The sequence below is a fragment of the Pseudomonas marvdashtae genome, from assembly GCF_014268655.2.
Taxonomy (GTDB): Bacteria; Pseudomonadota; Gammaproteobacteria; order Pseudomonadales; family Pseudomonadaceae; genus Aquipseudomonas; species Aquipseudomonas marvdashtae.
In genome coordinates this window covers 2,680,001-2,701,753 of sequence record NZ_JABWQX020000001.1, presented here as the reverse complement: position 1 = coordinate 2,701,753, position 21,753 = coordinate 2,680,001, and the positions used below count along the sequence as shown (strand labels likewise).

Here is a 21,753-nt window from a genome sequence, read left to right as displayed (position 1 = left end):
TGCATTCCCACGCAGAGCGCGGGAACGATCTGCAACAGGTCACCAGCCTTTCAACCGGCAATCCGCACCACGCCCATGTCGATCCCCAAATGCACCAACTCGGCATGGGAGCTGACCTGCAGCTTGCTCTTGAGCAGTGTCAGATGGTTGGACACGGTCTTGGCGCTGATGCACAGCTGTTCGGCGATGGTGCGCGCCGGGGTACCCTTGGCGAGCATCACAAAGATTTCCAATTCGCGCTGGGTCATCGATTGCAGGCGCGGGTCCACATCGTTGCGGTTGCCCGCGCAGGCCAATTGGGTGGCCAGGGCTTGCTCGATATAGGCATGGCCGGCCAGCACGCGTCTCACCGCTTCCACCAGGATTGGCGGCGCGGAATTCTTGGTCAGGTAACCTGCGGCGCCGGCGTCCAGTGCCTGGCGGACCAAGGGCAATTCGTCGTGCATGCTGAAGAACAAGACCCGCAGCTGCGGCAGGCGTTGGCGCAGGCGCCGGGTAGTTTCCAGGCCGCTGATGCCCGGCAGGCCAAAATCCATGATCACCAGGTTTGGCACCTGCTCTTGCACCTGGCTCAGCGCCTCTTCTCCCGAAGCCGCTTCGCGGACGAGCAGTTCCGGCATCAGTGCCCGCAACAGGCTGGCATAGCCCTGCCGAACCACCGCATGGTCGTCCACCAATAAAATGTTCATCACACCTCCAGCGCAATATTCAAGGCCAGCGCCCATCCGGCGCCAGGTCGACTGATGATGCGCAGCTCACCGCCCAGGCTTCGCGCCCGTTCGGCCATCGAATGCAGGCCCACGCCCGGCCGGGCCGGTTGCGTCGCGCCACAGCCGTTATCGCGAACCAGCAGTCGTAAACGCCCCGTGCGGTGCTGAATCCGGATCCGTACCTGGCCGGCTCCGGCATGCCGGGCGATGTTGGTCAGTGCTTCCTGTAACAGGCGATACAGGTGGACATTGTTCGGTGCGGACAACGACGGCAGCACGCCATCGATCCGCAATTGGCAGGCGATGCCCTGGCTATCCTGCCATTGCCGCGCCAACATCCCGATCGCCTCGCACAGCGGCAGGTGCTGCAGCACCACGGGGTACAAGTCGTGCACCAACGCGCGAAAGCCCTGCTGCAAATGATTGCAGTGCTCTTCCAGCTCACTGGCCGCGCGCTCAAGTACCAGCGGCTGATCGATCACCAGCCGCAGCAGGCAGGCCTGCGCGCGGATGCCCGCCACGTACTGGCCGAGGTCATCGTGAAGAGTCTGCGCCAGTTGCGTGCGCTCCTTCTCCTGCACCGCCAACAACGCCTGGGTCAGCCGGGTGTTATCCGCTCGGGTCTGGGCCAGGGCGGCGGTCATCCGGTTGAAATGCTCCGCCAGCCGCTGGGCCTCCGAGACGCCTCCGGCCGGCAAGTTCACCTGCAGGTCCCCGGCGGACACTTGATGCAGCGCATGCAGCAATTCATCAAGCAAACGCATACCCCGGCGCACCGCCCAGCGGATCACCAACAGGCTGACCAGCAAGGCCATCGCGCAGACCCCGAGCAGTTGCGCCAGGGAGTCGAGGATCTCGTCGATTTCATCCCGAGGATCCACGGCAATCCAGGCCCGACGGCCGTCATCCAGGTTCACCACTTGAGCAGCGGGGCCGTCGGCCAATAACCGCCGCCCTGCCCAGGCTTTCATCCCGTCCTCGACCGCTGGGGACGTCTCCCCTGGCGCCAACCAGCGCACCCGCACGTGACGCAGGCTGCCGGTGAGTCGTGACTGAAGGCTGGCCGGGTCGCGCTGGGCGGTTTCGCTCAGGTAGTGCACCACCGACTCGGCCGATTGCAATTCGCGTTTCACATCGGCCATGGCCTGGTGCAACAGCAGCGTTGCGCACGCCAGGGTAACCAGGGCGAAAAAAATCGTGACCCAAAGATTGATTCGCCAGAGGGCTGACATAGCTAGCAATCCATTTCCTGATTCACAGCAATCCCCTGTGCGAATGACGACTATCTGCATCCTAAAACCCCAAGGCCCGGGGCGATTTACTACCTTGGTACTGCCCCGGCGGTACTTTCTACATATTTCCCCGAGGCCGCGGCCTTCCTATGCTGGCGCTACCGCAATGGAGGTCTTATGCGCCGGCTCGTCAGTTACGCCTTGGTATCCCTGCTGGCAGCGACCACTGTGCAAGCCGGCGATGCCGTGCCGTTGCAAGTGCGCATCGGCTACCTCGGCTATCAGCCCGACGCTGGCCCGCTGTTGTCCAACGTGATCGCCGAGCCTGCCGATGCCGGGCTGCGCGGGGCCGAGCTGGCGATCATCGACAGCAACAGCACGGGGCGTTTCCTCAAGCATGACTATCGCCTCGAAAGCACCAGCGTCGACAGTCCCCAAGCCCTGCTCGAGGCCGCTCGCGCCCAGCATGAGCAAGGCCTGCGCCTGTTTGTGGTCAATGCGCCGGCGGCGAGCCTGCGCCAACTCAGCGCCGCCCTGCCCGACAGCCTGCTGTTCAACGCCGGCAGCCCCGATGACAGCCTGCGCAGCACCGACTGCCTGAGCAACGTGCTGCACAGCCTGCCCGACCGGGCGACGCTGGCCGATGCGCTGATCCAGTTCAGCGTCGTGCGCAAATGGCAACGGGCCTTGCTGATCGTCGGCCAGAAGCCTGAAGACCAGGCCTACGCCAGCGCCCTGCGCCGGGCCATGAAACGCTTCGGCATGAAGATCGTCGCCGAGAAGGCTTGGCACTTCGACAACGACCAGCGGCGCAGCGCCCAGGCCGACATGCCGCTGTTCACCCAGACCGCCGAGTACGACGTGGTGCTGGTGGCCGACGAGCGTGGCGACTTCGGCGAATATGTGCCTTACCAGACGTGGTATCCACGCCCAGTAGCCGGTACTCAGGGCCTGACGCCCACCGGCTGGCACAAGACCGTCGAGACCTACGGCGCGGCGCAGTTGCAAAAACGCTTCGAAGCCCTCGCCGGGCGCTGGATGAACGATCGCGACTTTGCTGCCTGGATCGCCGTGCGCAGCATCGCCGCCGCCGTCAGCAAGCTGCGCCAGGACGACCCGCTCGCCATCCGCCAACTGGCCCTCAGCGACCAACTGCCCCTGGACGGGTTCAAGGGCCGCAAGCTCAGCTATCGGCCCTGGAACGGCCAGTTGCGCCAACCCATTGCGCTGGTGCAGCCAAGGGCCTTGGTCAGCACCTCGCCCCAGGACGGCTTCCTGCACCCCTTCAACGAAATGGACAGCCTCGGCTACGACCAGCCTGAAGTGAGCTGCCGCTACCCCTGATCGATAACAACAATAAGGAAAACGCCATGCGCCGCACGCCGTTTCAACCCGCTCTTTTCTGCCAGGTGCTCGCCCTCGGCGCCGCGCTGCTGATTGCCGGCCCTGCCACCGCTGGCATCGCCTGGGTCTCCAACGAAAAAGACAACAGCCTGAGCCTGATCGACATGCAGAGCCTGCAAGTCATCGACACCCTGCCGGTCGGCCAGCGCCCCCGGGGCCTGCTGCTGTCCCACGACAATCGCTTGCTGTACATCTGCGCCAGCGATTCGGACCGCGTCCAGGTCATGGACGTCGCCACCCGCAAGATCATCAAGGAACTGCCCTCCGGCAAGGACCCGGAGCAGTTTGCCTTGCACCCCAACGACCGCTGGCTCTATGTTTCCAACGAAGACGACGCCCTGGTCACGGTGATCGACACCCAGACCTCCGAAGTACTGGGCCAGATCGGCGTCGGCGTCGAGCCGGAAGGCATGGCCGTCAGCCCGGACGGCAAATGGGCGGTCAACACCAGCGAGACCACCAACATGCTGCACTGGATCGACACCAGTACCCAGACACTGGCGGACAACACCCTGGTGGACCAGCGCCCGCGCTTCGTTGAATTCAATCGCGACGGCACACAGCTCTGGGCCTCGGCGGAGATCGGCGGGACCTTGACCATTCTCGACGTTGCCACGCGCCAGGTCCTCAAGACCCTGACCTTCAAGATCAAAGGCGTGCACCCGGACAAAGTGCAGCCGGTGGGCATCAAGCTCAGTGCCGACGGCGCCCTGGCGTTCGTCGCCCTGGGCCCGGCTAATCACGTGGCGGTCATCGACGCGAAAACCTTCGAAGTCCTGGACTACCTGCTGGTGGGCCGACGGGTCTGGCAATTGGCGTTCACCCCGGACCAGAAACAATTGCTGGCGACCAATGGCGTCAGCGGCGACGTCTCGGTGATCGACGTGCAAAGCCGCAAGGTGCTCAAGTCAGTGAAGGTCGGGCGCTATCCCTGGGGCGTGGTGGTGACGCCATGAACGCGCTGCAAGTCAGTGACCTGGACTTCGCCTACGGTACCCGGGAAGCCTTGCGCCAGATGAGTTTCAGCCTGCCCGCCGGGCGTTTCGCCGCGCTGCTGGGGCCCAACGGGGCTGGCAAGTCGACGCTGATTGCGCTGCTGACGCGGCTCTACGATGTGCAGCGCGGCACGGTCCATGTCGGCGGCCATTCGCTGCAAACCTCGCCCCGCCAGGCCCTGCGCCAGTTGGGTGTGGTGTTCCAGCAAAGCACGCTTGACCTGGACCTGAGCATTGACCAGAACCTGCGTTATCACCTCGCGCTGCAGGGTATTTCGCGACGCCAGGGCGGCGTCCGGGTCGATGCCGAACTGGCCCGCCAGCAGTTGACCGAGCGGCGCCATGAACGGGTCCGCGACCTCAACGGCGGGCATCGCCGCCGGGTAGAGATCGCCCGCGCGCTGCTCCATGAACCGCAACTGTTGCTGCTGGACGAACCGAGCGTCGGCCTCGACCCGGCCAGTCGCCAGGCCCTGGGCGAACATATTCGCCAGCTGTGTCGCGAACAAGGCATCAGCGTGCTCTGGACCACCCATCTGCTGGACGAAGTGCAGCCCAGCGACGACTTGCTGATCGTCCACCAGGGAAGGCTGGTCGCCAGCGGTCGCGCCGAGGAGGTAAGCCTTGGGCATGGTGGCAGCCTCGGCTCGGCCTTCACTCGCTTGACCGCCGGGGGAGCCGCGCGATGAACGCATATTGGCAGTGCTTCAGCGGCATCGTCCTGCGCGAATGGCTGCGCTTCGTGCTGCAACGCACGCGGTTGCTCAGCGCCCTGGTGCGACCCTTGCTGTGGCTGCTGGTGTTCGCCGCCGGCTTTCGCGCGGCGCTGGGCATCGCCATCATCGCGCCCTACGACACCTACATTCCCTACGAGGTGTATATCGTGCCAGGGTTGGCCTGCATGATCCTGTTGTTCAATGGGATGCAGGGTTCGCTGTCGATGGTCTACGACCGGGAAATGGGCAGCATGCGCGTATTGCTGACCAGCCCCCTGCCCCGGGCCTTCCTGCTGGCGAGTAAATTGCTGGCGACCTCGCTGATCTCGCTGTTGCAGGTCTACGCCTTCCTCGCCATCGCCTGGTTGTACGGCGTGCAGCCACCCGCCATCGGCCTGCTGACGGCACTGCCGGCCCTGCTGCTGGTGGCCTTGATGCTCAGCGCCCTGGGCTTGTTGCTATCGAATGCGATCCGCCAGTTGGAGAACTTTGCCGGGGTGATGAATTTCGTCATCTTCCCGATGTTCTTCCTGTCTTCGGCGCTGTACCCCTTGTGGAAAATGCTCGAGGCCAGCCCTTGGCTGTATTGGCTGTGCGCGGTCAACCCGTTCACCCATGGCGTGGAACTGGTGCGGTTTGCCTTGTATGAGCAATTCAACTTGCTGGCGCTGGCGGTGTGCCTGGGGTTGACGCTGGTGTTTGCGCTGCTGGCGGTGTGGACGTTCAATCCGCAGCATGCGGCGTTGCGCAAGGCCAGCCAGGCCTGATGGGGCCGCACGAAGGGGAATTTACTACTTTAGTAGCGGTTTTCCTGTCTATGGTCGCATTCACAAGACGCTGACCCTGGCATGTAATGGGCGCATAACAAAAAGGATAAATCCTATGCCCCGTTTGCTGGCGATTGTCTTGCTGGGCCTGTCGCTGAATGTCGCGCAGGCTGACACCGCGCTGTTTTCCGCAGCGGGTTATCGCCTCACTCAATACCGCAGCCCGACGCCTGCGACCGCCGAAGGTGCGCAAACCCTCGACACCCAAGCCTTGCAGCGTTTGCTTGGGCAAACGCCCGCTCCGGTGCTGATCGATGTCTATCGTCGCCCCTGGGTCCAGGGCCGTTTCATTGACACTGAGCCTCATTCCAATCTGCCCGGCAGCCTGTGGCTGGCCAATACCGGCGACGGCGAGCTGGATGCGACCTGGCAGGATTACTTCACTTTTCACTTGCGCAAAGCCACCGCCGGGCGCGCCGATCAACCGCTGGTCTTTTACTGCCGCTCCGATTGCTGGCTGAGCTGGAACGCGGTAAAACGCGCCGCGGCCATAGGCTATAAACAGGTGTATTGGTACCGCGACGGCCTCGACGCCTGGGAGGCGGCCAACCTGCCCCTGCAAGCGGCCCGCCCCGAACCCTTTCCTTGATCTGCAAGCGTGCGTGCAACTGCTCCAACACGACAATAACGAGGTGAATGGCCATGTATAAAATCCTGATAGCCGACGATCACCCACTGTTTCGCGAAGCCATCCACAACGTGATCAGCGACGGTTTCGCCGGTAGCGAGGTGATGGAAACCGCCGACTTGGACAGTGCCCTGGCGCTGACCCGCGAACACGACGACCTGGACCTGATCTTGCTGGACCTGAACATGCCCGGCATGCACGGTCTCAACGGCCTGATCAACCTGCGCAACGAGGCGCCGACCATCCCGGTGGTGATCGTTTCCGCTGAGCAGGACAAGCAGATCGTCCTGCAAGCCATTACTTATGGCGCGGTGGGTTTCATCACTAAGTCGTCGCCGCGCTCGCAAATGACCGACGCCATCGAGCAGATCCTCAACGGCAACGTGTACCTGCCGCCCGACATCATCCGCTCGCAGAAGAGCCCGACGGGGCGGCGCCTGAACGAAACCCCGGCGTTCCCGCCCGAACTGCTCCAGGCCCTGACTCGCAAGCAATTGCTGGTGCTAGAACGCATGACCAAGGGCGAGTCGAACAAACAGATCGCCTACACGCTGGACATCGCCGAAACCACGGTGAAAGCCCACGTCTCGGCGATCCTGCGCAAGCTCAACGTGCATAACCGCGTGCAGGCGATTCTCAGTGCGGGGGATATCGATTTCGGGGCTTATTTGCGGCGCTGAACACCCGTTGATTTAGGGTAGAACCCCATGTGGCGAGGGAGCTTGCTCCCGCTGGGCCGCGAAGCGGCCCCAAACCCAGGCACCTCGGTGTGTCAGCCAGGTTGAATCGAATGGACGGGGCTGCTGCGCACCCCAGCGGGAGCAAGCTCCCTCGCCACAAAAGCGGTTGACTTAACGGCTGGTTGATCCGCCCAACAAATGACTCATCGCAATCTTGAGTTTCATCGGCCGCACCGGCTTGTGCATCAGCGTGTGGCCGCGCTCGCGGATCTGCTGCTTGAGTTCATTGCTGTAGTTGGCGGTGATCATCATGGCCGGGATCGGTGAGGTACGGCAGGCGTTGATCCGGGCCACGGCGTCGACGCCGTTCTGGTCATGGTCCAGGTGATAATCGGCGATCAACAGGTCCGCTTCGGCACGGTAGCCATCCACCTGCCGCGCCAGGTCCTGCTCCGACAGTGCCGTGACTACCCGGCAACCCCAACCCTCCAGCAACGTGCGCATGCCGGCGCAGATCGCCGCGTCGTTATCCAGGACCCATACCCGTGCCCCGCGCAGGCGCTCGAGCATTGGTTCGCTCATGTCCAGGCACGGCAGCGGCTTGGGCGCGGTGGCGCTGATCGGCACCTCGACGGCGAACACCGAGCCTTTGCCCGGCCATGAGCGCACCTGGATCCGGTGGCCGAGGATGCCGGCGATTTTCTCGACGATGGCAAGTCCCAGGCCCAGCCCACGATCCTGGTCCGGCCGCTGGACGTCGCCGCGCTTGAATTCCTGGAAAATCTCCTCCAGCCGATTCTGGGCGATACCGATGCCGGTGTCCCAGACCTCGATTGATACACGATCACCGTGCCGCCGGCATCCCAGCACCACTCGCCCATGGGGGGTGTAGCGAATGGCGTTGCTCAACAGGTTGCGCAGGATTCGCGCCAGCAATTGGATGTCGCTGCGCACCAGCACGGAACACGGCACAAAGCGCAGCGCCAGGCCCTCGCTACGCGCGACCTGGACGTACTCGGCGGCCAAGTTGTCGAGCAGCTCACTGAGGGCGAACGGTGCGACGTCAGGCTTGATCACGCCGGCATCGAGCTTGGAAATGTCCACCAGCGTGCCGAGCAGATTCTCGACGTCCTGCAGTGAGTTGCTGACGTTGCGCACCAGCTGCGCGTTCGCTACCGGTTCGCGGCGTTCAAGCAAGGCGCTGGTGAAGAGCCGTGCCGCGTTGAGCGGTTGCAGCAGGTCGTGACTGACCGCCGCAAGAAATTTGGTTTTCGACAGATTGGCCCGCTCGGCCTCGCGCTTGGCCTCGCGCAGGCGCAGTTCCACCCGGCTGCGCTCCTCGATCTCGCGCAGCAACTGATCGTTGAGAGTGGTCAGTTCGGCCGTGCGCTCTTGCACGCGTTGCTCCAGGTTCTGGTAGGCCTGGTGCAGTGCCTCGGCGGTGCGACGACGTTCGGTGATGTCGCGGATCAACACGAAGATGCCCACCACCTCGCCGCTGGCCAGCCGATTGGGTACGTAGGAGCGCAACATGTAGCGTTCCTGGTTGTTGATGTTGGTCTCGGCGAATTCGAACGTCACACTCTCGCCGGCCAACGCCCGGGCCACATACGCCTCCAGCCGCTGATAATGCTGTTCGCTGTGGGCTTCGCGCAGGTTCTGGCCGAGCATCACGCCACGGGGCCAGCAATACCACTGCTCGTAGACCTTGTTGGTGAATTCGTAGACCAGGTCGGCGTTGAGATAGGCGATCAGCGCCGGTACGTGATCGGTGATCAGGCGGATCCAGCGCTCGCTTTCGCTCAGCGCCTCGGCATGCTGGTAGCGCTCGGTGATGTCGGTGAATGTGTTGACGTAGCCGCCGGTGGGCAGCGGATGGGTGCGGATCTCCAGGACGCGGCCATCGGACAGGCGCTGCTCGCATTCGTGGATCAGCCGGCCATTGCCGTCGCGGCTGGCCGGGGTCAGGAGTCGTAGCTCACTGTCAGCGATCACTTCGTTGAACGGCCGGTGGGCCGCCACCGGTGCCAGGCCGCTGAGCTCCAGGAAGCGCCGGTTCCATAGCTCCAGCACGCCATGGGCATTGACCATCGCCACGCCCTGGGAAAGGTTGTCCACGGCACGCTGCAATAGGTGGGATTTCTGCGCGATGGCCTGCTCGCGGCGCACGGTTTCGCTGAGTTTGACGTCGGTGATGTCGGTGAACAGGATCACCCGCCCGCCCTCCTGAGTCGGCCGCTCGCTGACCTGCAACCAGCGGCCATTTTGCAAACGATACAGCACCGGTTCATCGGGCTGGCCGCGGGTTTCCTCGCTGAACAAGCCGTTGGCGGTCATCAGGCGCTTGACCTCGCCAAGGCGCATCCCGGCGATGATCCGCACCCGGCTGTGGGCCCAGAAAGCCTTGAAGCGGCTGTTGAACAGGACGATGCGTTGCTGTTCGTCAAACAGCACGAACGCATCGGAAATGCTTTCGATGGCATCGATCAGGTGCCGATGCGCCGTTTCCGCCCGCAGCCGTGCTTCGCCCAGCAAATGGTTGCCGGCCTTGAGCTCGGCCATCGCCTGGTTCAAGGCATCGGTGCGCTCGCGGACCTGCTCGGCGAGCACCACTGAGTGCTGGAACGCCGCATACGGATCGTTGCCCCGGGTGACGCCGGATTCCACCCGCTCGATCAGCGCGTCGTTGATGCGCCGCAGCTTGCGGTTTTCATGTTGCAGGGCGGCGACCTGCGCCTGCAGCTCAGCGATGGCCGGGGACGCGATGGCGTGCAATGGCAACTCCGGTAAAGGTCTGGTTGATGTGCATGCCATTGAACTGTTCTCCGTAGGTGTTGAAGCCCATCACCCGATGGTCCCGCAGGAACTGGCCGATCTCTTCCAACCCGCCGCGATTTTCCAGCTCCAGGCGCCTGAGGAAACAGTCGCAGCCGATGGTCAGCAGCACGTCGCCGAGGCGCGCCTGCAAGCCGTCGAAGAGATTTTCCAGGTTGTGCAGCAACGGCCCGGGAGTCATGGCGGTCAGTACGATGCCGTTCTCCACCGCGCAATAAAAACTCAGGCTCAGGTCCGGGTGCACCTGCTGGATGGCGCGCACGTAGTATTGGTCGTTGATGCGCACGGCCAAGGGATGAGCGGCGAAGACCCGGTAGTCCAGCGCGCTCACCGGCACGCCGATATGCCGGGCATATTCCTCGGCGGCGGGTTCGGCATTGAGCTCGTAGACTCGCCGCGACGCACTGTCGGCACCGGTCACCACCAGTTTCTCTTGCCGGGGCAGGATGTGATGGGTGGTGAACACCTCGAACTCCAGCCAGGTGTTGATCAGCACCACCACGGCCGCGCCGCTGTGGAACTGGCCCTCGAAGTAGACGTGAGTGTGGGTCAGGTAATTATCGTCGCCGGCAGAACCGCCGAAATGCGGAATATCGCCCAAGGCCGCACTCAGTGCGGCCAGCACCATTTCCTCGCGGCTGGACAGGCCGTCGAGCAAGGTCAGCGCAAAGCTATGGCCCTTGATCGGCGCCAGGGCATTGCTGCGGCAGCCGCCCGCCAAACGCTCGACCATCTGTTGGGCATCGATCAGGCTGAAATGCTCCATCTCGCCGATCAGTTCGGCGGCAATGGAAAAATGCCGATGATCGAAACCCACCGCCGTTACGCAGTTGCGGCCGTAACCCTGGGGCGTGATTTCCCCGGCGCTGGTGCAGCCCACAAGGCGGATCCCACCAAAGCTCTGGGACAGCGCAGCGCCCAAGGCCGGCAAGTCGTATTCGGCGGAACAGAAAAACAGCACGAAACCCAGGTACGGGTGCAGCAGCTGCCGGGCCAGTTCCTGGGCCACCTGCTCGACGTCCTTCGCCTGGGACATGGCGCTGACCACGCCTTCGCTCTGGGCCTGCTGCATCTTCGCCTCCGGCGGCGCGTGATAGAGCCCTGAGTGTACGAACCCGGGCCCGGCGCACGAATGCTACTTGGGTAGCGGGTGCACGCTTCCATGGGATGAGAACCGTGGCAACCCCCGCCGCGATGCGCACGGTACGGGCCGCCACGAAAACTTCGAGTTGATGTGAAGCTGCTCTTGTGGCGAGGGAGCAAGCTTCCTCGCCACGGTTCCGATTCGTCTTTACCAGGTCAACACCGCCCCCACCGCAAACGTATCGGTGTCTTCATTCTGGGCGCTGGTGTCGTGGCCGTTGATCTCGAACTGGTTGTATTCGGCCACGAGCTTGAGGTTGTCGTTGATGTCGTGGAACAGCGCGACGCCACGGGTTTCATAATCCGCGCCGCTGCCGACCACGCCGTTGCCGTCATCCTCGGTCTTGCCGTAGGACAGCGCCAGGCGGTTCTTGCCCAGTTTGTAGGAGCCCTGGAGCAGGTAGCCCTTGCTGTCGACGTTGCGCAACGTGGCTTCGCCGGCATTGTTGGTGAAGAACGGGTTGATGCCCTTGGCCTGGAATCCGGAGCCCGTGAGCGACAGCCCGCCCATCTTCGCTTGCACGCCATAGCCCAGGCCCTTGGAAGTCACCGACTCGACATTGGAGTCGGTGTTGTCGGAAGTCTGGTAGCTGCCGTTGAGCCAGCTGTAGATCTTCGCCCCGGCCAGGTCGAACTGGTAGGTGACCTCGCTCTCGGTGCGCGGGTTTTCCTGGTAGGCCTTGCCTGTGGCGCTGCTGTCGTTGGTGTCCACCGGGTCCATGATGCCCACAGCCACGCGCAGCCCATCCATGACAGGTGTCCGATAAGTGATCTGCGAGGTCGGGAACGGATACGGATAACCGCTGCCGATGTTGCCAAACGACACACCGCCACCGTCCACCAGCCCGAGCGTGTCGCTGACCTGGCCGTAACCGGCCAGCAGTTCATCGAGGAGAATGTTGGAGCGGGCGAACAGGCCGAAGTCCTTGCCGATCAGCACCTCGCCCCACTCTGGGTTGGCGACGGTACCGTAGAACTGCCGCACGTCGATGGCGGTGTCGGTGCCATTGGTTTCGCTGTCGTTGATGGTCACCCAGAACGAGGCGCGGGCGCCGAGCTTGAGGTCATCGACCTGCTTGCCCATGTTGAAGCCCAGGTAGTTGGGCAGGAAACCCATCTTGACCCGCGACTGGCGGCGATCGAATTGCTCCCCGGCGCGGTCCACGTCGCTGTTGACGTAGAAGGCGTTGATGTAGCCGTCGGTGGAAAAGGTCGTCTGGTCCTTGTCATACAGCATGATTTCGGCTTGGGCCCAAGGCGTCAGCCCCAAGGTCGAAAAGCCGGCGATGATCGCAGGCAAAAAACGCAGGCAGGTATTTTTATTGTTGTGCATGGCGCGCTCCGCAACAGGGGACGGGATGTCGGAGGCGATTATCGAAAGGCACCAGGGCGCGTCATACGCTGCCTTGGAGGTGATTGGCGAGTGCTTTGGCAGCGCAGGACCGGCGCGGCAGTTTTGGCGTACGACGGCGATGGCGCGGGGCGCGGTACTTTTGGTGTGGGCCGCAGGGTGCGGCAGGGAGGATGAACTCAATGAGCAGTGACATCGAGTTGTCTGTTTTTGGGGCTGCTGCGCAACCCAGCGGGAGCAAGCTCCCTCGCCACGGGGGCTGTGTCCGTACTTGGGAATGAAGTCGGACCCGCTCTTGTGGCGAGGGAGCTTGCTCCCGCTGGCCTGCGCAGCAGGCCCCCTCGCCTTCAGATCAGAACCGCGGCTTGACGGTTTTCCAATCCGGCCGGTAGCGGCGCATCTGCCGGACATCGTCACGCTGGCGAATGCCGCAACTGAGGAACTGTTCATGCAGCTTGCCCAGTTGATCGCGGTCCAGCTCCAGTCCGAGACCCGGCGCCCGGGTGATTTTCACGCAGCCATCGACAAACGGCAGCTTGCCGCCCTTGATCACCTCTTCATCCGGCTCCTGCCAGGGATAATGCGTGTCACAGGCGTAATCCAGGTTCGGCACCGAAGCCGCCACGTGGGCCATCGCCATCAAGCTGATGCCCAGGTGCGAGTTGGAATGCATCGACACCCCGAGGCCAAAGGTGTCGCACATCTTCGCCAGCACTTGGGTGTCCCGCAGCCCTCCCCAATAATGGTGGTCGGCGAGGACGATCTGCACGCTGTCCTGGGCCACGCTACGGCGAAACTCGTCGAAATCGGTCACCACCATATTCGTCGCCAGCGGCAATCCCGTACGTTTGTGCAGCTCGGCCATGCCCTCCAGCCCAGGCGTCGGGTCCTCGTAATACTGCAAGTCATCCCCGAGCAGCTCGGCCATGCGGATCGAAGTCTCCAACGACCAGTTGCCATTCGGATCGATGCGCAACGGGTGACCGGGAAACGCCTGCTTCAACGCCTTGATGCAGGCGACTTCATGCTCAGGCTCCAAGGCGCCGGCCTTGAGCTTGATGCTCTTGAAGCCGTATTCCTCGATCATGCGCCGGGCCTGGGCGACGATCTGTTGCTCATTCAGCGCTTCGCCCCAACTGTCCGGCGGGTAAGGCGAATCGATGTGCTCGGCGTACTTGAAGAACAGGTAGGCGCTGAACGGTATCTCGTCACGGATAGCGCCGCCCAGCAAGTCCACCAGCGGCACGTTCAGGTAGTGCGCCTGCAAATCCAGGCAAGCGACCTCGAACGCGGAATAGGCGTTGCTCACCGCCTTGCTCGCATGGGAGCCCGGCGCCAGTTCGGCACCGGCGACGCTCACTGGTTTATGGGCCGCGACAGTTGCCTGGACGATAGCCCGCAACTGGTTGAGGTTGAACGGATCCAGGCCGATCAGTTGGCTCTGGACCTGTTGCTGAATCGCCAGGGCCGGCGCATCGCCGTAGCTCTCGCCGAGGCCGATGTAGCCGTTGTCGCTTTCAATCTCGATGATCGATCGCAGCGCGAACGGCTCGTGGATGCCGCTGGCGTTCAGCAGCGGTGGATCGCGAAAGGCAATGGGTGTCACAGTGACGCGTTTGATCTTCATACAGCGGCTCCCGATGGGCCAGGGTTCAGGGCTTGGGGTTTTTCTGGTGATTGGGCGTCGGCAACGCTTTCACGCCGGCCGGACAATGAATCCGGGGTGTCGCGCTTGGGTGTGGTGCGGGCGAAAAAGATCACCACGGCGGCGACCAACGAAGTGATGGCCAATCCGTACAAGCCGCCTTCTATAGACCCGGTGGTCTGTTCGAGAAAGCCGAAGGCCGTCGGTGCAACGAAGCCGCCGAGGTTGCCGATGGAGTTGATCAAGGCGATCACCGCCGCCGCGATGCGCGCATCCAGATAACCTTGGGGAATGGGCCAGAACAACGCCGACGCAGCCTTGAAGCCGATCGCCGCGAAGCAGATGGCGACGAAGGCGAAGATCGGTCCGCCAGTGGTGGACATGAACATGCCGAACGCGGCGATAACCAGCGTCACCGCAACCCAGGCCTGCTGGAATTTCCATTTACCGGCCAGGGCGGCGAAGCCGTACATCGCGACGATGGAAATGATCCACGGGATGGAATTGAACAAGCCGACCTGGAAATCGCCCAGATTGCCCATTTTCTTGATCATGCTGGGCAGCCAGAACGTGGCGCCATAAATCGTCAGGGCGATGGAAAAGTAGATGAAGCAGAACAGCGCAATCTGTCGGTCGGCAAGCAACTTGAACATTGACGGCTTGACCACTTGCGCAGCCTCCCGCGCCCGCTGTTCTTCGGCAATCGCGGCGATCAGGACAGTCTTCTCTTCGGCCGTCAGCCATTTGGCCTGGCTGGGATGAGATTGCAGCCAGAACCAGACGAACCCGCACAGCACGATGGACGCGCCGCCTTCAATCAGGAACATCCACTGCCAGCCGTGCAGGCCCAGCCCACTGATGTGCAACAAGGCGCCGGACACCGGTCCGGAAATCACCGAAGCGATGGCCGAGCCGCTCAGGAAGATCGCCATCGCCTTGCCGCGCTCGTTCGCCGGCAGCCACTGGGTGAAGTAATAGATGATGCCGGGAAAGAACCCCGCCTCCGCCGCGCCGAGGATGAAGCGCAGCACATAAAAGCTGGTCTCGCCTTGCACAAAGGCCATGGCCATGGCCGCCGCGCCCCAGGTGAACATGATGCGCGTCAGCCAGGCCCGCGCACCGTAGCGCTGCAGGAGCATGTTGGACGGGACTTCGAACAGCGCGTAGCCGATGAAGAACAGCCCGGCACCGAGGCCATAGGCGGCGGCGCCGATACCGAGGTCGGTTTCCAGGTGGCTGCGTACGAAGCCGATGTTGACGCGGTCGATGTAATTGACGATGAACATCACCACCACCAACGGCAATACATGACGTTTGACCTTGGCCGCCGCGATGGCCAGGGTTGAATCTGGAACGTGATTCAAGGGGGCCTCCCAATATTGTTTTTGTGGGGCGTTTCTTTGTGAGGAGCGGTGCGATGATGGACGCCGGGGATTGTTCCCGTCTAATCTAAGTTGGCACTTGATTGATACCCGGATTGAATCAATGTTTGAACTGGCCCAGCTACGCTGCTTCACCACCGTGGCAACCGAACTCAACTTTCGCCGTGCCGCCGAACGCCTGAACATGACCCAGCCACCCTTGAGCCGGCAGATCCAATTGCTGGAACATCACCTGGGCGTCGAGCTGTTCACTCGCAGCACCCGCAGTGTCGCCCTCACCGCCGCCGGCCGGGCGTTTTTCATCGAAGCGCAGAACCTGCTGCAACAAGCGCAACAGGCCGCCGTGGCGGCCAAACGTTTCGCCCAAGGCGACATCGGCTCGGTCACCATCAGCTTCGTCGGCAGCGCGGTGTATGAATTCCTGCCCAAAGTCATCGCCGAGGCGCGGCTGAAACAGCCACAGGTGAAAATCGTCCTGTCGGAGATGAACACCTACCAGCAACACGAAGCCCTGCGTGCCCGACGCACCGACTTGGGCATTGTCCGCTCACCGCTGTTGGAAACCGGCTACGCCACCGAATGCCTGGTGCGCGAGCCGTTCGTTTTGGCGGTGCCCGCCGGACATCCGCTGGCGAGCGCCGAGTCTGTCAGCGTGCAAGACCTGGATGGGCAACCCTTCCTCATGTACTCCCACTCGGCCTACCCGCCCTTCAACGAACTGCTCACCGGCATGCTGCGCTCGGCCAGGGTCGCGCCGCAGTTCGTGCAGTGGCTGGGGTCGTCGCTGACCATCCTGGCGCTGGTCAACGCCGGCATGGGCCTGGCGCTGGTGCCGCGTTGTGCGACCAGCGTGGTGTTCAAGCAAGTGGTGTTTCGCGAGATCGACCTGGGCGAAGGCGTGCAGAGCGAGCTGCACTTGGTGTGGCGCGAGGACAATGACAACCCGGCGTTCACCATGCTGCTGGAAGGGATTCGGGGGGCGGTTAGGGACGGGGTTTGATTACCGGAGTGAAACCTGTGGCTAGAGAGCTTGGCTTGCTCGCCACATTAGCAGCGGCCTATTCCAGTCTTCCCTGACAAGTTGTACGATGACCGACGAGCACCCAGCGCTCGCATTCCTGATACCTACAACAACAAGGAAAGACCCATGAGAAAAGCAACCCTGCTTGTCAGTTTCGTTTGCCTCTTCAGCGGCTATGTCGCCGCCGCCCCCGCCTCGGCCGAGAAAGAAGTCGCCCAAGCGGTCGATCACCTGACCCAGGCCATGCTGCATAAGGACATCCCTCAGCTTCAGGCCCTGGCCGCCGAAAACCTGACCTACGGCCACTCCAGCGGCAACATCCAGGACAAGAAAGCCTTCATCGCGGACATCGAAACCGGCAAGAGCGCGTTCAAGACCCTGGAAATGAAAAACCAGAAAATCACCCTGTCAGGCGACGTAGCGCTGGTGCGAAACCATTTCTCCGCGCAGGCGCTCAAGGGCACCGAAGTGGTCCCGACCGAAATCGAGAACTTCCAGATCTGGCAGAAACAGAACGGCAAATGGCTGCTGATCGGCCGTCAGGCGTTCAGGTTCTGATTTCTGGTTAAGTCGGGAAACCTTCGTGGCGAGGGAGCTTGCTCCCGCTCGGTTGCGCAGCGACCGCAACATTTGGGGGCTGCTGCGCCCGAGGCGTCGGACCGGCCCAGCGGGAGCAAGCTCCCTCGCCACAGGAATGCCTTTTCAGCCTTGGCGCCTTGCGTCAGGCTCCGGCCCACTGCGTACGGTACTCCAGCAGGAAATCCACAAACGCCCGCACCCGCTGCGGCACGTACCGGCCATGGGGATACAGCAAGGTGAACGGCCGCGAGCGCCCGGAAAAAGGCGCAAGCACTTCCACCAACTGCCCGTCCGCCAATTCCCGTTCAACGATGAACCGATAGGTCTGGAACAATCCCGCGCCATGCTTGGCCAGCGTCACCCCACCCAGCACATCGTCAGAGCAGCAATAGCTCCCCTGGGCGACTATTTCCCTCTCCTTGCCCTCGACGTTGAACAGCCAGGAGATACGGCGACCGCTGCTGGGCAATTCAAACTGGATGCAGTCATGTACGTCGAGGTCCTCCAGCGTCTGCGGCGTGCCTGCCTTGCGCAAGTAATCCGGCGCGGCGACCACCACCAGCCGCGCATCCTCCAACAACCGGGCGATCATCGAGGAATCCGGCTGGGCCCGGACCCGTATCGCCAAGTCGTAACCCTCGGCGACGAAGTCGATGTTGCGGTTGCTCAGATGGATGTCCACGCTGACTTGCGGGTACAACGCGCGAAACATCGGCAGCAACGGCAGGATACGGTGATGACCGTAGGTCGTGGGCACGCTGATGCGCAGCTGTCCGGACGGCACCGACTGCGCGCCCATCATTTCCTGTTGCGCCTCGACCAGTTGCGTCAGCGCCTGGCGGCATTGCTCGAAATAGGTCCGGCCGGCGTCGGTCAGCCGGATGCTGCGGGTGGTGCGCACGAACAGCCGCGACCCCAGGCGCTCCTCCAGGCGAAAGATCGAACGGCTCACCGCCGCCGGGGTAACGCCCGCGATTTGGGCCGCCGCGGTAAAACTGCCCGCCTCCGCCGCCAGGCAGAACAATTCGATGCTGCCCAACTGCAAGTCTTCGAAATGACGCTTCATGATTCATTACACCGCGTATCAACTGAATATTCCCAATGCCTGTTTATCAGCCCGTGGCGTATAAATACAGTGGCCTCGATTGCGCGGGGCTCTTCCTGCGTACATTTGTTCAATTGGAGTGCAGCATGCCTTTCGTCAACGTTCGTATTACCCGCGATGGCGTTACCCGCGAGCAGAAAGCCCAGGTGATTTCCGAAATCACCGAAACCTTGCAGCGCGTGCTGGGCAAGGATCCACACCTGACCCACATCGTGATCGAGGAAATCGGCACCGATAACTGGGGCTATGCAGGGATAACGACGACGGAGTTTCGAAGCCAACCCAAGGAATAATATTCAGTCCCTCCCGAGCCCGGCCCGATGACCGGGCTTTTTTTGTGCCTGCAGACCTCATCCCGCACTGTTTACAGCGAAGCCGAGCATTAATTACACCACGTATCAACTCAAGTACCAGAAGCCATATTTATCAAACCCAAGCGCACCAATACCCTGATCACAACCAGCGGCCAAACCGCCGCAGCGGTTCCCAACTCAACGTGATCAGGAGTCAATATCATGAGCAATCAAAAAACCGTCATCATCACCGGCGCATCCAGCGGCATTGGCCTTGGCTTGGTCAAGGCGTTCCTGGCACGCGGCTATAACGTAGTGGGCAACGCCCGTTCCCAGGCTGGCCTGGACGACGCGGCGGGGCAACTGGGTCATCCAGCCAGTTTCATCGGTGTGGCGGGCGACATTGCCGACCCTGCGACTTCAACCGCCCTCATCGGCAAAGCCATCGAAGCCTTCGGTGCCGTGGATGGTCTGGTCAATAACGCCGGTTTCTTCCTGCCAAAGCCCTTCGTTGAATACAGCCCCCAGGATCTCGAGTCGCTGCTGGACACCAACCTCAAAGGGCTGGTTTACGCCAGCCAGGCCGCTGCTGCCCACATGATCAGCCGCCGGCAGGGTTTCATCATCAACATCTCCGCCTCGGTAGCGCTGCAACCGAACATCCAAGTGCCTGCGGCGCTGCCGGTGCTGATCAAGGGCGGTGTGAACCAGATGACCCGCGCCCTGGCCCTGGAATTGTCGCCCCACAACATCAAGGTCAACGCGGTGGCACCCGGCATCATCGACACGCCCATGCATGACCCGGCGCACCGCGATTTCCTCAACAACCTGGCCCCGGCCGGTCGGGTGGGCACCATCGACGAGATCGCCGACGCCGTGCTGTACCTCGCCGGCGCGGATTTTACGACCGGTGCGATCCTGCCGGTGGACGGCGGGATGAGCACCGGCAAGTGGTAAAAAAACAAAAACCCCGAAGGCAGGACCTTCGAGGTTTTTTTATAAAACGGGGGATTTACAGCGAGTAGGAAATCCCCGCCTGCACGGTGCGCGGCGCGCCCGGGTAGGCGTACACGCCACCAAACGCGCCTTCTTCATAATCCGCGTCGAACAGGTTCTTCAGGTCCAGATTGAGACGAATGCGCTCGTTGACCTTGTAGTAGCCAAGCAGGTCGACCACGGTGTAATTGTCCATAGTGAAGGTGGTAGCCGCCGTGTTGCCGGCCCGCTCGTCGACGTACTTGGTGCCCACGCCCAGGCCTAGGCCCTTGAGGCCGCCGTCTTGGAACTCGTACATGTTCAACAGGCTGAAGGTGTTCTTGGGCACGTTGAGCAAACGAGTGCCGGTGGGGATGTTGGTGTCCTTGGTCACTTCGGCATCCACGTAGGCGTAGCCGCCGATGATGCGCCACTCGGGTGTCAGGTTGCCCGCCACGTTCAGGTCGAAGCCACGGCTGCGAACTTCGCCGGCGGCCACCTTGAAGTCAGGGTCCGCCGGATCATTGGTTAACACGTTACGTTTCTCTATCTGGTATACCGCAGCATCGACGCTCAACTGGCGATCCAGCGCCTCCCACTTGACGCCCATTTCGTAGGATTTGCCCTCTTCCGGCTTAAACCCTCCCCCGGCACTGCTGCGACCAGTGTTGGGTTTGAACGAACGAGCGGTATTGGCGTAAACCGCCACTGTGTCGGTCAGGTCGTAGATCACACCCAAGCGTGGCGTCACAGCATTGTGGCTCGCATCCCAGTTACCAGTTTTAGTTACGAACGTCTCATATTGATGCTCGAACCGCTCGAAACGCGCACCAGCCAACACCTTCAAACGCTCGGTCAGCGCCACTTGATCCTGGACGAACACACCAAACGTCTTGAGGTTTTCCTGGTCGTCGGTGGGCGTGCGGGTCAATGCCGGGCGTGGCTGACCGGACACCGGATCGAAGATGTCGATCGGATAGGCACCGACGGCGCCGGACGAGCGGCGAATGATCGACTGGTAGTCATAATCTTCATACTCCACGCCGGTCAACAGCGTGTGCTCGAACCCGCCGGTAGAGAAATGCCCGGTGAGGTTGAGCTGGGTGTCACGGTCAGTCCATTCGAGCTTGCGGTAGTTGAAATTTCGCCCCAGGGTGCGCCCGTCGGCGGCGATGCCGTTGCCTTCGACCGCGTTGCCTTGAAGCGTCCCGTCAAGCCACTGGGTGCCGCCGGCCAGGGTCCAGTCGTCGTTGAGCATGTGCTCGAAACGCACCTGCAGCATGCTGTTGTCGTTGTGCAGTTTGCCGACGTCTTTTTCGCCGAAAAAAGTGTCGCGGGACGCCGTGCCACGCTGCCCGGCGTAGTGGGTCAAGCCACGGTCCAGGGGATGATTGTTGCGCATGAAATCGCCTTCGAAGATCAGGCGCGTGGTGTCGTTGACCTGCCAGGAGACCACGGGCGCAACGCCATAGCGTTCGGTCTCGACATCGTCGCGGAACGTGTCGCCGCCCTCGCCGATCACATTCAGGCGATACGCCAACCGCCCTTCTTCGTCCAAGGGGCCGGACGCGTCCAGAGTGCCTCGGCGCATCCCTTGGTCGCTGACCTGGCTGCCCAGGGTCACTGCGCGCTCGGCCAGCGGTTGCTTGGAAACCACGTTGAAAGTGCCGCCGGGATCGCCACGGCCATAAAGCATCGTCGCCGGACCGCGCAAGACTTCCAGTCGCTCGATGGTGTTGGCGTCGGGCATGTTCGGGTAGCCACGATTGATCGGGAAACCGTTGCGGTAGAACTCACCCGTGGTGAAGCCGCGCACGGTAAACGTGGTCAAGCCCTGGCCGCCGAAGTTGTTGGCCCGGCCTACGCCGCCGGCGTAATCGAGAGCGTCTTGCAGGCGAGTGGCGCTGAGGTCTTCGACGACGTCGCGGGACACGACAGAGATGGACTGCGGGGTTTCATGGATCGCGGTGTCGGTACGCGTGGCACTGGCCGAACGGGTCGCGCGATAACCCTTCACAGGTCCCTGGGCGGTTTCGAAATCCGCGGTGCCTACGATATCGGTGGCTTGCAGCTCCAGAGGTGCCCTGTCTGCAGGGCTGGGCTCGTTTGCCCACGTGGGAATGGAATAAGCCTGGAGCACACACAGTGAAACGAGTATCCGACGCATCGACGCACAATCCTAACCAAAGAACGTCGGCCCCTCTGGACCGACAAGAATGTGTCGCGAAGGAT

The 21,753-nt window shown here is 62.3% G+C and carries 19 protein-coding genes; 10 read left to right on the top strand and 9 right to left on the bottom strand.

Translation table 11 applies throughout. The features are described 5' to 3' along the window. Positions 1-50 precede the first annotated feature (50 nt). Both HU742_RS12165 and HU742_RS12160 read right to left on the bottom strand, forming a co-directional pair. Positions 51-689, bottom strand: coding sequence for a response regulator (locus tag HU742_RS12165; protein WP_186632161.1), 639 nt, complete (start codon positions 687-689; stop codon positions 51-53). Beyond that, positions 689-1,942: a HAMP domain-containing sensor histidine kinase gene (locus HU742_RS12160; protein WP_186642652.1), complete on the bottom strand. Its 1,254-nt coding sequence runs from the start codon at positions 1,940-1,942 to the stop codon at positions 689-691. Before HU742_RS12160 ends, HU742_RS12165 begins: the two co-directional genes overlap by 1 nt. A gap of 177 nt (positions 1,943-2,119) precedes the next feature. Here HU742_RS12160 and HU742_RS12155 point away from each other — a divergent pair, with 177 nt between their 5' ends. From HU742_RS12155 to HU742_RS12130, 6 genes are all read left to right on the top strand, one after another. After that, a complete protein-coding gene (locus tag HU742_RS12155) occupies positions 2,120-3,286 on the top strand; it encodes an ABC transporter substrate-binding protein (protein ID WP_186642651.1) in 1,167 nt (388 codons plus the stop codon). Between the two features lie 26 nt (positions 3,287-3,312). Then, the gene (locus tag HU742_RS12150) at positions 3,313-4,302 is read left to right on the top strand and encodes a YVTN family beta-propeller repeat protein (protein WP_186632152.1); all 990 of its coding nucleotides are present in this window, start codon (positions 3,313-3,315) and stop codon (positions 4,300-4,302) included. Next, positions 4,299-5,030: an ABC transporter ATP-binding protein gene (locus HU742_RS12145; protein ID WP_186642650.1), complete on the top strand. Its 732-nt coding sequence runs from the start codon at positions 4,299-4,301 to the stop codon at positions 5,028-5,030. Before HU742_RS12150 ends, HU742_RS12145 begins: the two co-directional genes overlap by 4 nt. Then, positions 5,027-5,824 carry an ABC transporter permease gene (locus HU742_RS12140; RefSeq protein WP_186642649.1) on the top strand — a complete coding sequence of 266 codons (798 nt, stop codon included), beginning with the start codon at positions 5,027-5,029 and terminating at the stop codon, positions 5,822-5,824. The genes HU742_RS12145 and HU742_RS12140 overlap by 4 nt, the downstream gene beginning before the upstream one ends. A gap of 115 nt (positions 5,825-5,939) precedes the next feature. Next, the gene (locus HU742_RS12135) at positions 5,940-6,473 is read left to right on the top strand and encodes a PQQ-dependent catabolism-associated CXXCW motif protein (RefSeq protein WP_186642648.1); all 534 of its coding nucleotides are present in this window, start codon (positions 5,940-5,942) and stop codon (positions 6,471-6,473) included. 53 nt (positions 6,474-6,526) lie between these two features. After that, positions 6,527-7,192: a response regulator transcription factor gene (locus HU742_RS12130; RefSeq protein WP_186632144.1), complete on the top strand. Its 666-nt coding sequence runs from the start codon at positions 6,527-6,529 to the stop codon at positions 7,190-7,192. Positions 7,193-7,363: 171 nt separating this feature from the next. On the opposite strand, the gene nahK is transcribed toward HU742_RS12130, so the two are convergent. The 5 genes from nahK to HU742_RS12105 form a co-directional block, all read right to left on the bottom strand. Further along, positions 7,364-10,006 (bottom strand): hybrid sensor histidine kinase/response regulator NahK/ErcS', encoded by a 2,643-nt coding sequence (nahK, locus tag HU742_RS12125; protein ID WP_186642647.1) that lies wholly within the window; start codon positions 10,004-10,006, stop codon positions 7,364-7,366. Next, entirely contained in the window at positions 9,936-11,099 is a 1,164-nt protein-coding gene (nosP, locus tag HU742_RS12120) for a nitric oxide-sensing protein NosP (RefSeq protein ID WP_186632138.1), read from the bottom strand. The genes nahK and nosP overlap by 71 nt, the downstream gene beginning before the upstream one ends. Positions 11,100-11,318: 219 nt before the next feature. Then, complete coding sequence (locus HU742_RS12115; protein WP_186632135.1) at positions 11,319-12,503, bottom strand: porin; 1,185 nt, start codon at positions 12,501-12,503, stop codon at positions 11,319-11,321. Positions 12,504-12,873: 370 nt separating this feature from the next. Continuing rightward, on the bottom strand, positions 12,874-14,148 hold the full coding sequence (locus HU742_RS12110) for a glucarate dehydratase family protein (RefSeq protein ID WP_186642646.1): 1,275 nt from the start codon (positions 14,146-14,148) through the stop codon (positions 12,874-12,876). Further along, a complete protein-coding gene (locus HU742_RS12105; RefSeq protein ID WP_225923621.1) occupies positions 14,145-15,452 on the bottom strand; it encodes an MFS transporter in 1,308 nt (435 codons plus the stop codon). Before HU742_RS12105 ends, HU742_RS12110 begins: the two co-directional genes overlap by 4 nt. Positions 15,453-15,651: 199 nt before the next feature. Here HU742_RS12105 and HU742_RS12100 point away from each other — a divergent pair, with 199 nt between their 5' ends. Beyond that, positions 15,652-16,548, top strand: coding sequence for a LysR family transcriptional regulator (locus HU742_RS12100; protein WP_186642644.1), 897 nt, complete (start codon positions 15,652-15,654; stop codon positions 16,546-16,548). A gap of 147 nt (positions 16,549-16,695) precedes the next feature. Continuing rightward, a complete protein-coding gene (locus HU742_RS12095) occupies positions 16,696-17,127 on the top strand; it encodes a nuclear transport factor 2 family protein (protein ID WP_186632122.1) in 432 nt (143 codons plus the stop codon). A gap of 163 nt (positions 17,128-17,290) precedes the next feature. Here the strand turns inward: HU742_RS12095 and HU742_RS12090 are convergent, their stop codons facing one another. After that, complete coding sequence (locus tag HU742_RS12090) at positions 17,291-18,214, bottom strand: LysR family transcriptional regulator (protein WP_186642643.1); 924 nt, start codon at positions 18,212-18,214, stop codon at positions 17,291-17,293. Positions 18,215-18,339: 125 nt separating this feature from the next. Here HU742_RS12090 and HU742_RS12085 point away from each other — a divergent pair, with 125 nt between their 5' ends. Further along, positions 18,340-18,546, top strand: a complete 207-nt coding sequence (locus HU742_RS12085) for a tautomerase family protein (protein ID WP_186642642.1) — start codon at positions 18,340-18,342, stop codon at positions 18,544-18,546. A 222-nt stretch (positions 18,547-18,768) separates the two neighbouring features. Next, positions 18,769-19,503, top strand: coding sequence for an SDR family NAD(P)-dependent oxidoreductase (locus HU742_RS12080; RefSeq protein ID WP_186642641.1), 735 nt, complete (start codon positions 18,769-18,771; stop codon positions 19,501-19,503). Between the two features lie 55 nt (positions 19,504-19,558). Here HU742_RS12080 and HU742_RS12075 read toward each other — a convergent pair whose 3' ends face one another. Then, on the bottom strand, positions 19,559-21,688 hold the full coding sequence (locus tag HU742_RS12075; RefSeq protein ID WP_186642640.1) for a TonB-dependent siderophore receptor: 2,130 nt from the start codon (positions 21,686-21,688) through the stop codon (positions 19,559-19,561). Between the last annotated feature and the right edge of the window lie 65 nt (positions 21,689-21,753).

What these genes read in the sequence shown, in the direction of transcription:
- HU742_RS12165 (WP_186632161.1), bottom strand. Translation starts at nt 689, where the DNA reads ATGAACATTTTATTGGTGGACGACCATGCGGTGGTTCGGCAGGGCTAT.
- HU742_RS12160 (WP_186642652.1), bottom strand. Translation starts at nt 1,942, where the DNA reads ATGTCAGCCCTCTGGCGAATCAATCTTTGGGTCACGATTTTTTTCGCC.
- HU742_RS12155 (WP_186642651.1), top strand. Translation starts at nt 2,120, where the DNA reads ATGCGCCGGCTCGTCAGTTACGCCTTGGTATCCCTGCTGGCAGCGACC.
- HU742_RS12150 (WP_186632152.1), top strand. Translation starts at nt 3,313, where the DNA reads ATGCGCCGCACGCCGTTTCAACCCGCTCTTTTCTGCCAGGTGCTCGCC.
- HU742_RS12145 (WP_186642650.1), top strand. Translation starts at nt 4,299, where the DNA reads ATGAACGCGCTGCAAGTCAGTGACCTGGACTTCGCCTACGGTACCCGG.
- HU742_RS12140 (WP_186642649.1), top strand. Translation starts at nt 5,027, where the DNA reads ATGAACGCATATTGGCAGTGCTTCAGCGGCATCGTCCTGCGCGAATGG.
- HU742_RS12135 (WP_186642648.1), top strand. Translation starts at nt 5,940, where the DNA reads ATGCCCCGTTTGCTGGCGATTGTCTTGCTGGGCCTGTCGCTGAATGTC.
- HU742_RS12130 (WP_186632144.1), top strand. Translation starts at nt 6,527, where the DNA reads ATGTATAAAATCCTGATAGCCGACGATCACCCACTGTTTCGCGAAGCC.
- nahK (WP_186642647.1), bottom strand. Translation starts at nt 10,006, where the DNA reads ATGGCATGCACATCAACCAGACCTTTACCGGAGTTGCCATTGCACGCC.
- nosP (WP_186632138.1), bottom strand. Translation starts at nt 11,099, where the DNA reads ATGCAGCAGGCCCAGAGCGAAGGCGTGGTCAGCGCCATGTCCCAGGCG.
- HU742_RS12115 (WP_186632135.1), bottom strand. Translation starts at nt 12,503, where the DNA reads ATGCACAACAATAAAAATACCTGCCTGCGTTTTTTGCCTGCGATCATC.
- HU742_RS12110 (WP_186642646.1), bottom strand. Translation starts at nt 14,148, where the DNA reads ATGAAGATCAAACGCGTCACTGTGACACCCATTGCCTTTCGCGATCCA.
- HU742_RS12105 (WP_225923621.1), bottom strand. Translation starts at nt 15,452, where the DNA reads ATGTTCATCGTCAATTACATCGACCGCGTCAACATCGGCTTCGTACGC.
- HU742_RS12100 (WP_186642644.1), top strand. Translation starts at nt 15,652, where the DNA reads ATGTTTGAACTGGCCCAGCTACGCTGCTTCACCACCGTGGCAACCGAA.
- HU742_RS12095 (WP_186632122.1), top strand. Translation starts at nt 16,696, where the DNA reads ATGAGAAAAGCAACCCTGCTTGTCAGTTTCGTTTGCCTCTTCAGCGGC.
- HU742_RS12090 (WP_186642643.1), bottom strand. Translation starts at nt 18,214, where the DNA reads ATGAAGCGTCATTTCGAAGACTTGCAGTTGGGCAGCATCGAATTGTTC.
- HU742_RS12085 (WP_186642642.1), top strand. Translation starts at nt 18,340, where the DNA reads ATGCCTTTCGTCAACGTTCGTATTACCCGCGATGGCGTTACCCGCGAG.
- HU742_RS12080 (WP_186642641.1), top strand. Translation starts at nt 18,769, where the DNA reads ATGAGCAATCAAAAAACCGTCATCATCACCGGCGCATCCAGCGGCATT.
- HU742_RS12075 (WP_186642640.1), bottom strand. Translation starts at nt 21,688, where the DNA reads ATGCGTCGGATACTCGTTTCACTGTGTGTGCTCCAGGCTTATTCCATT.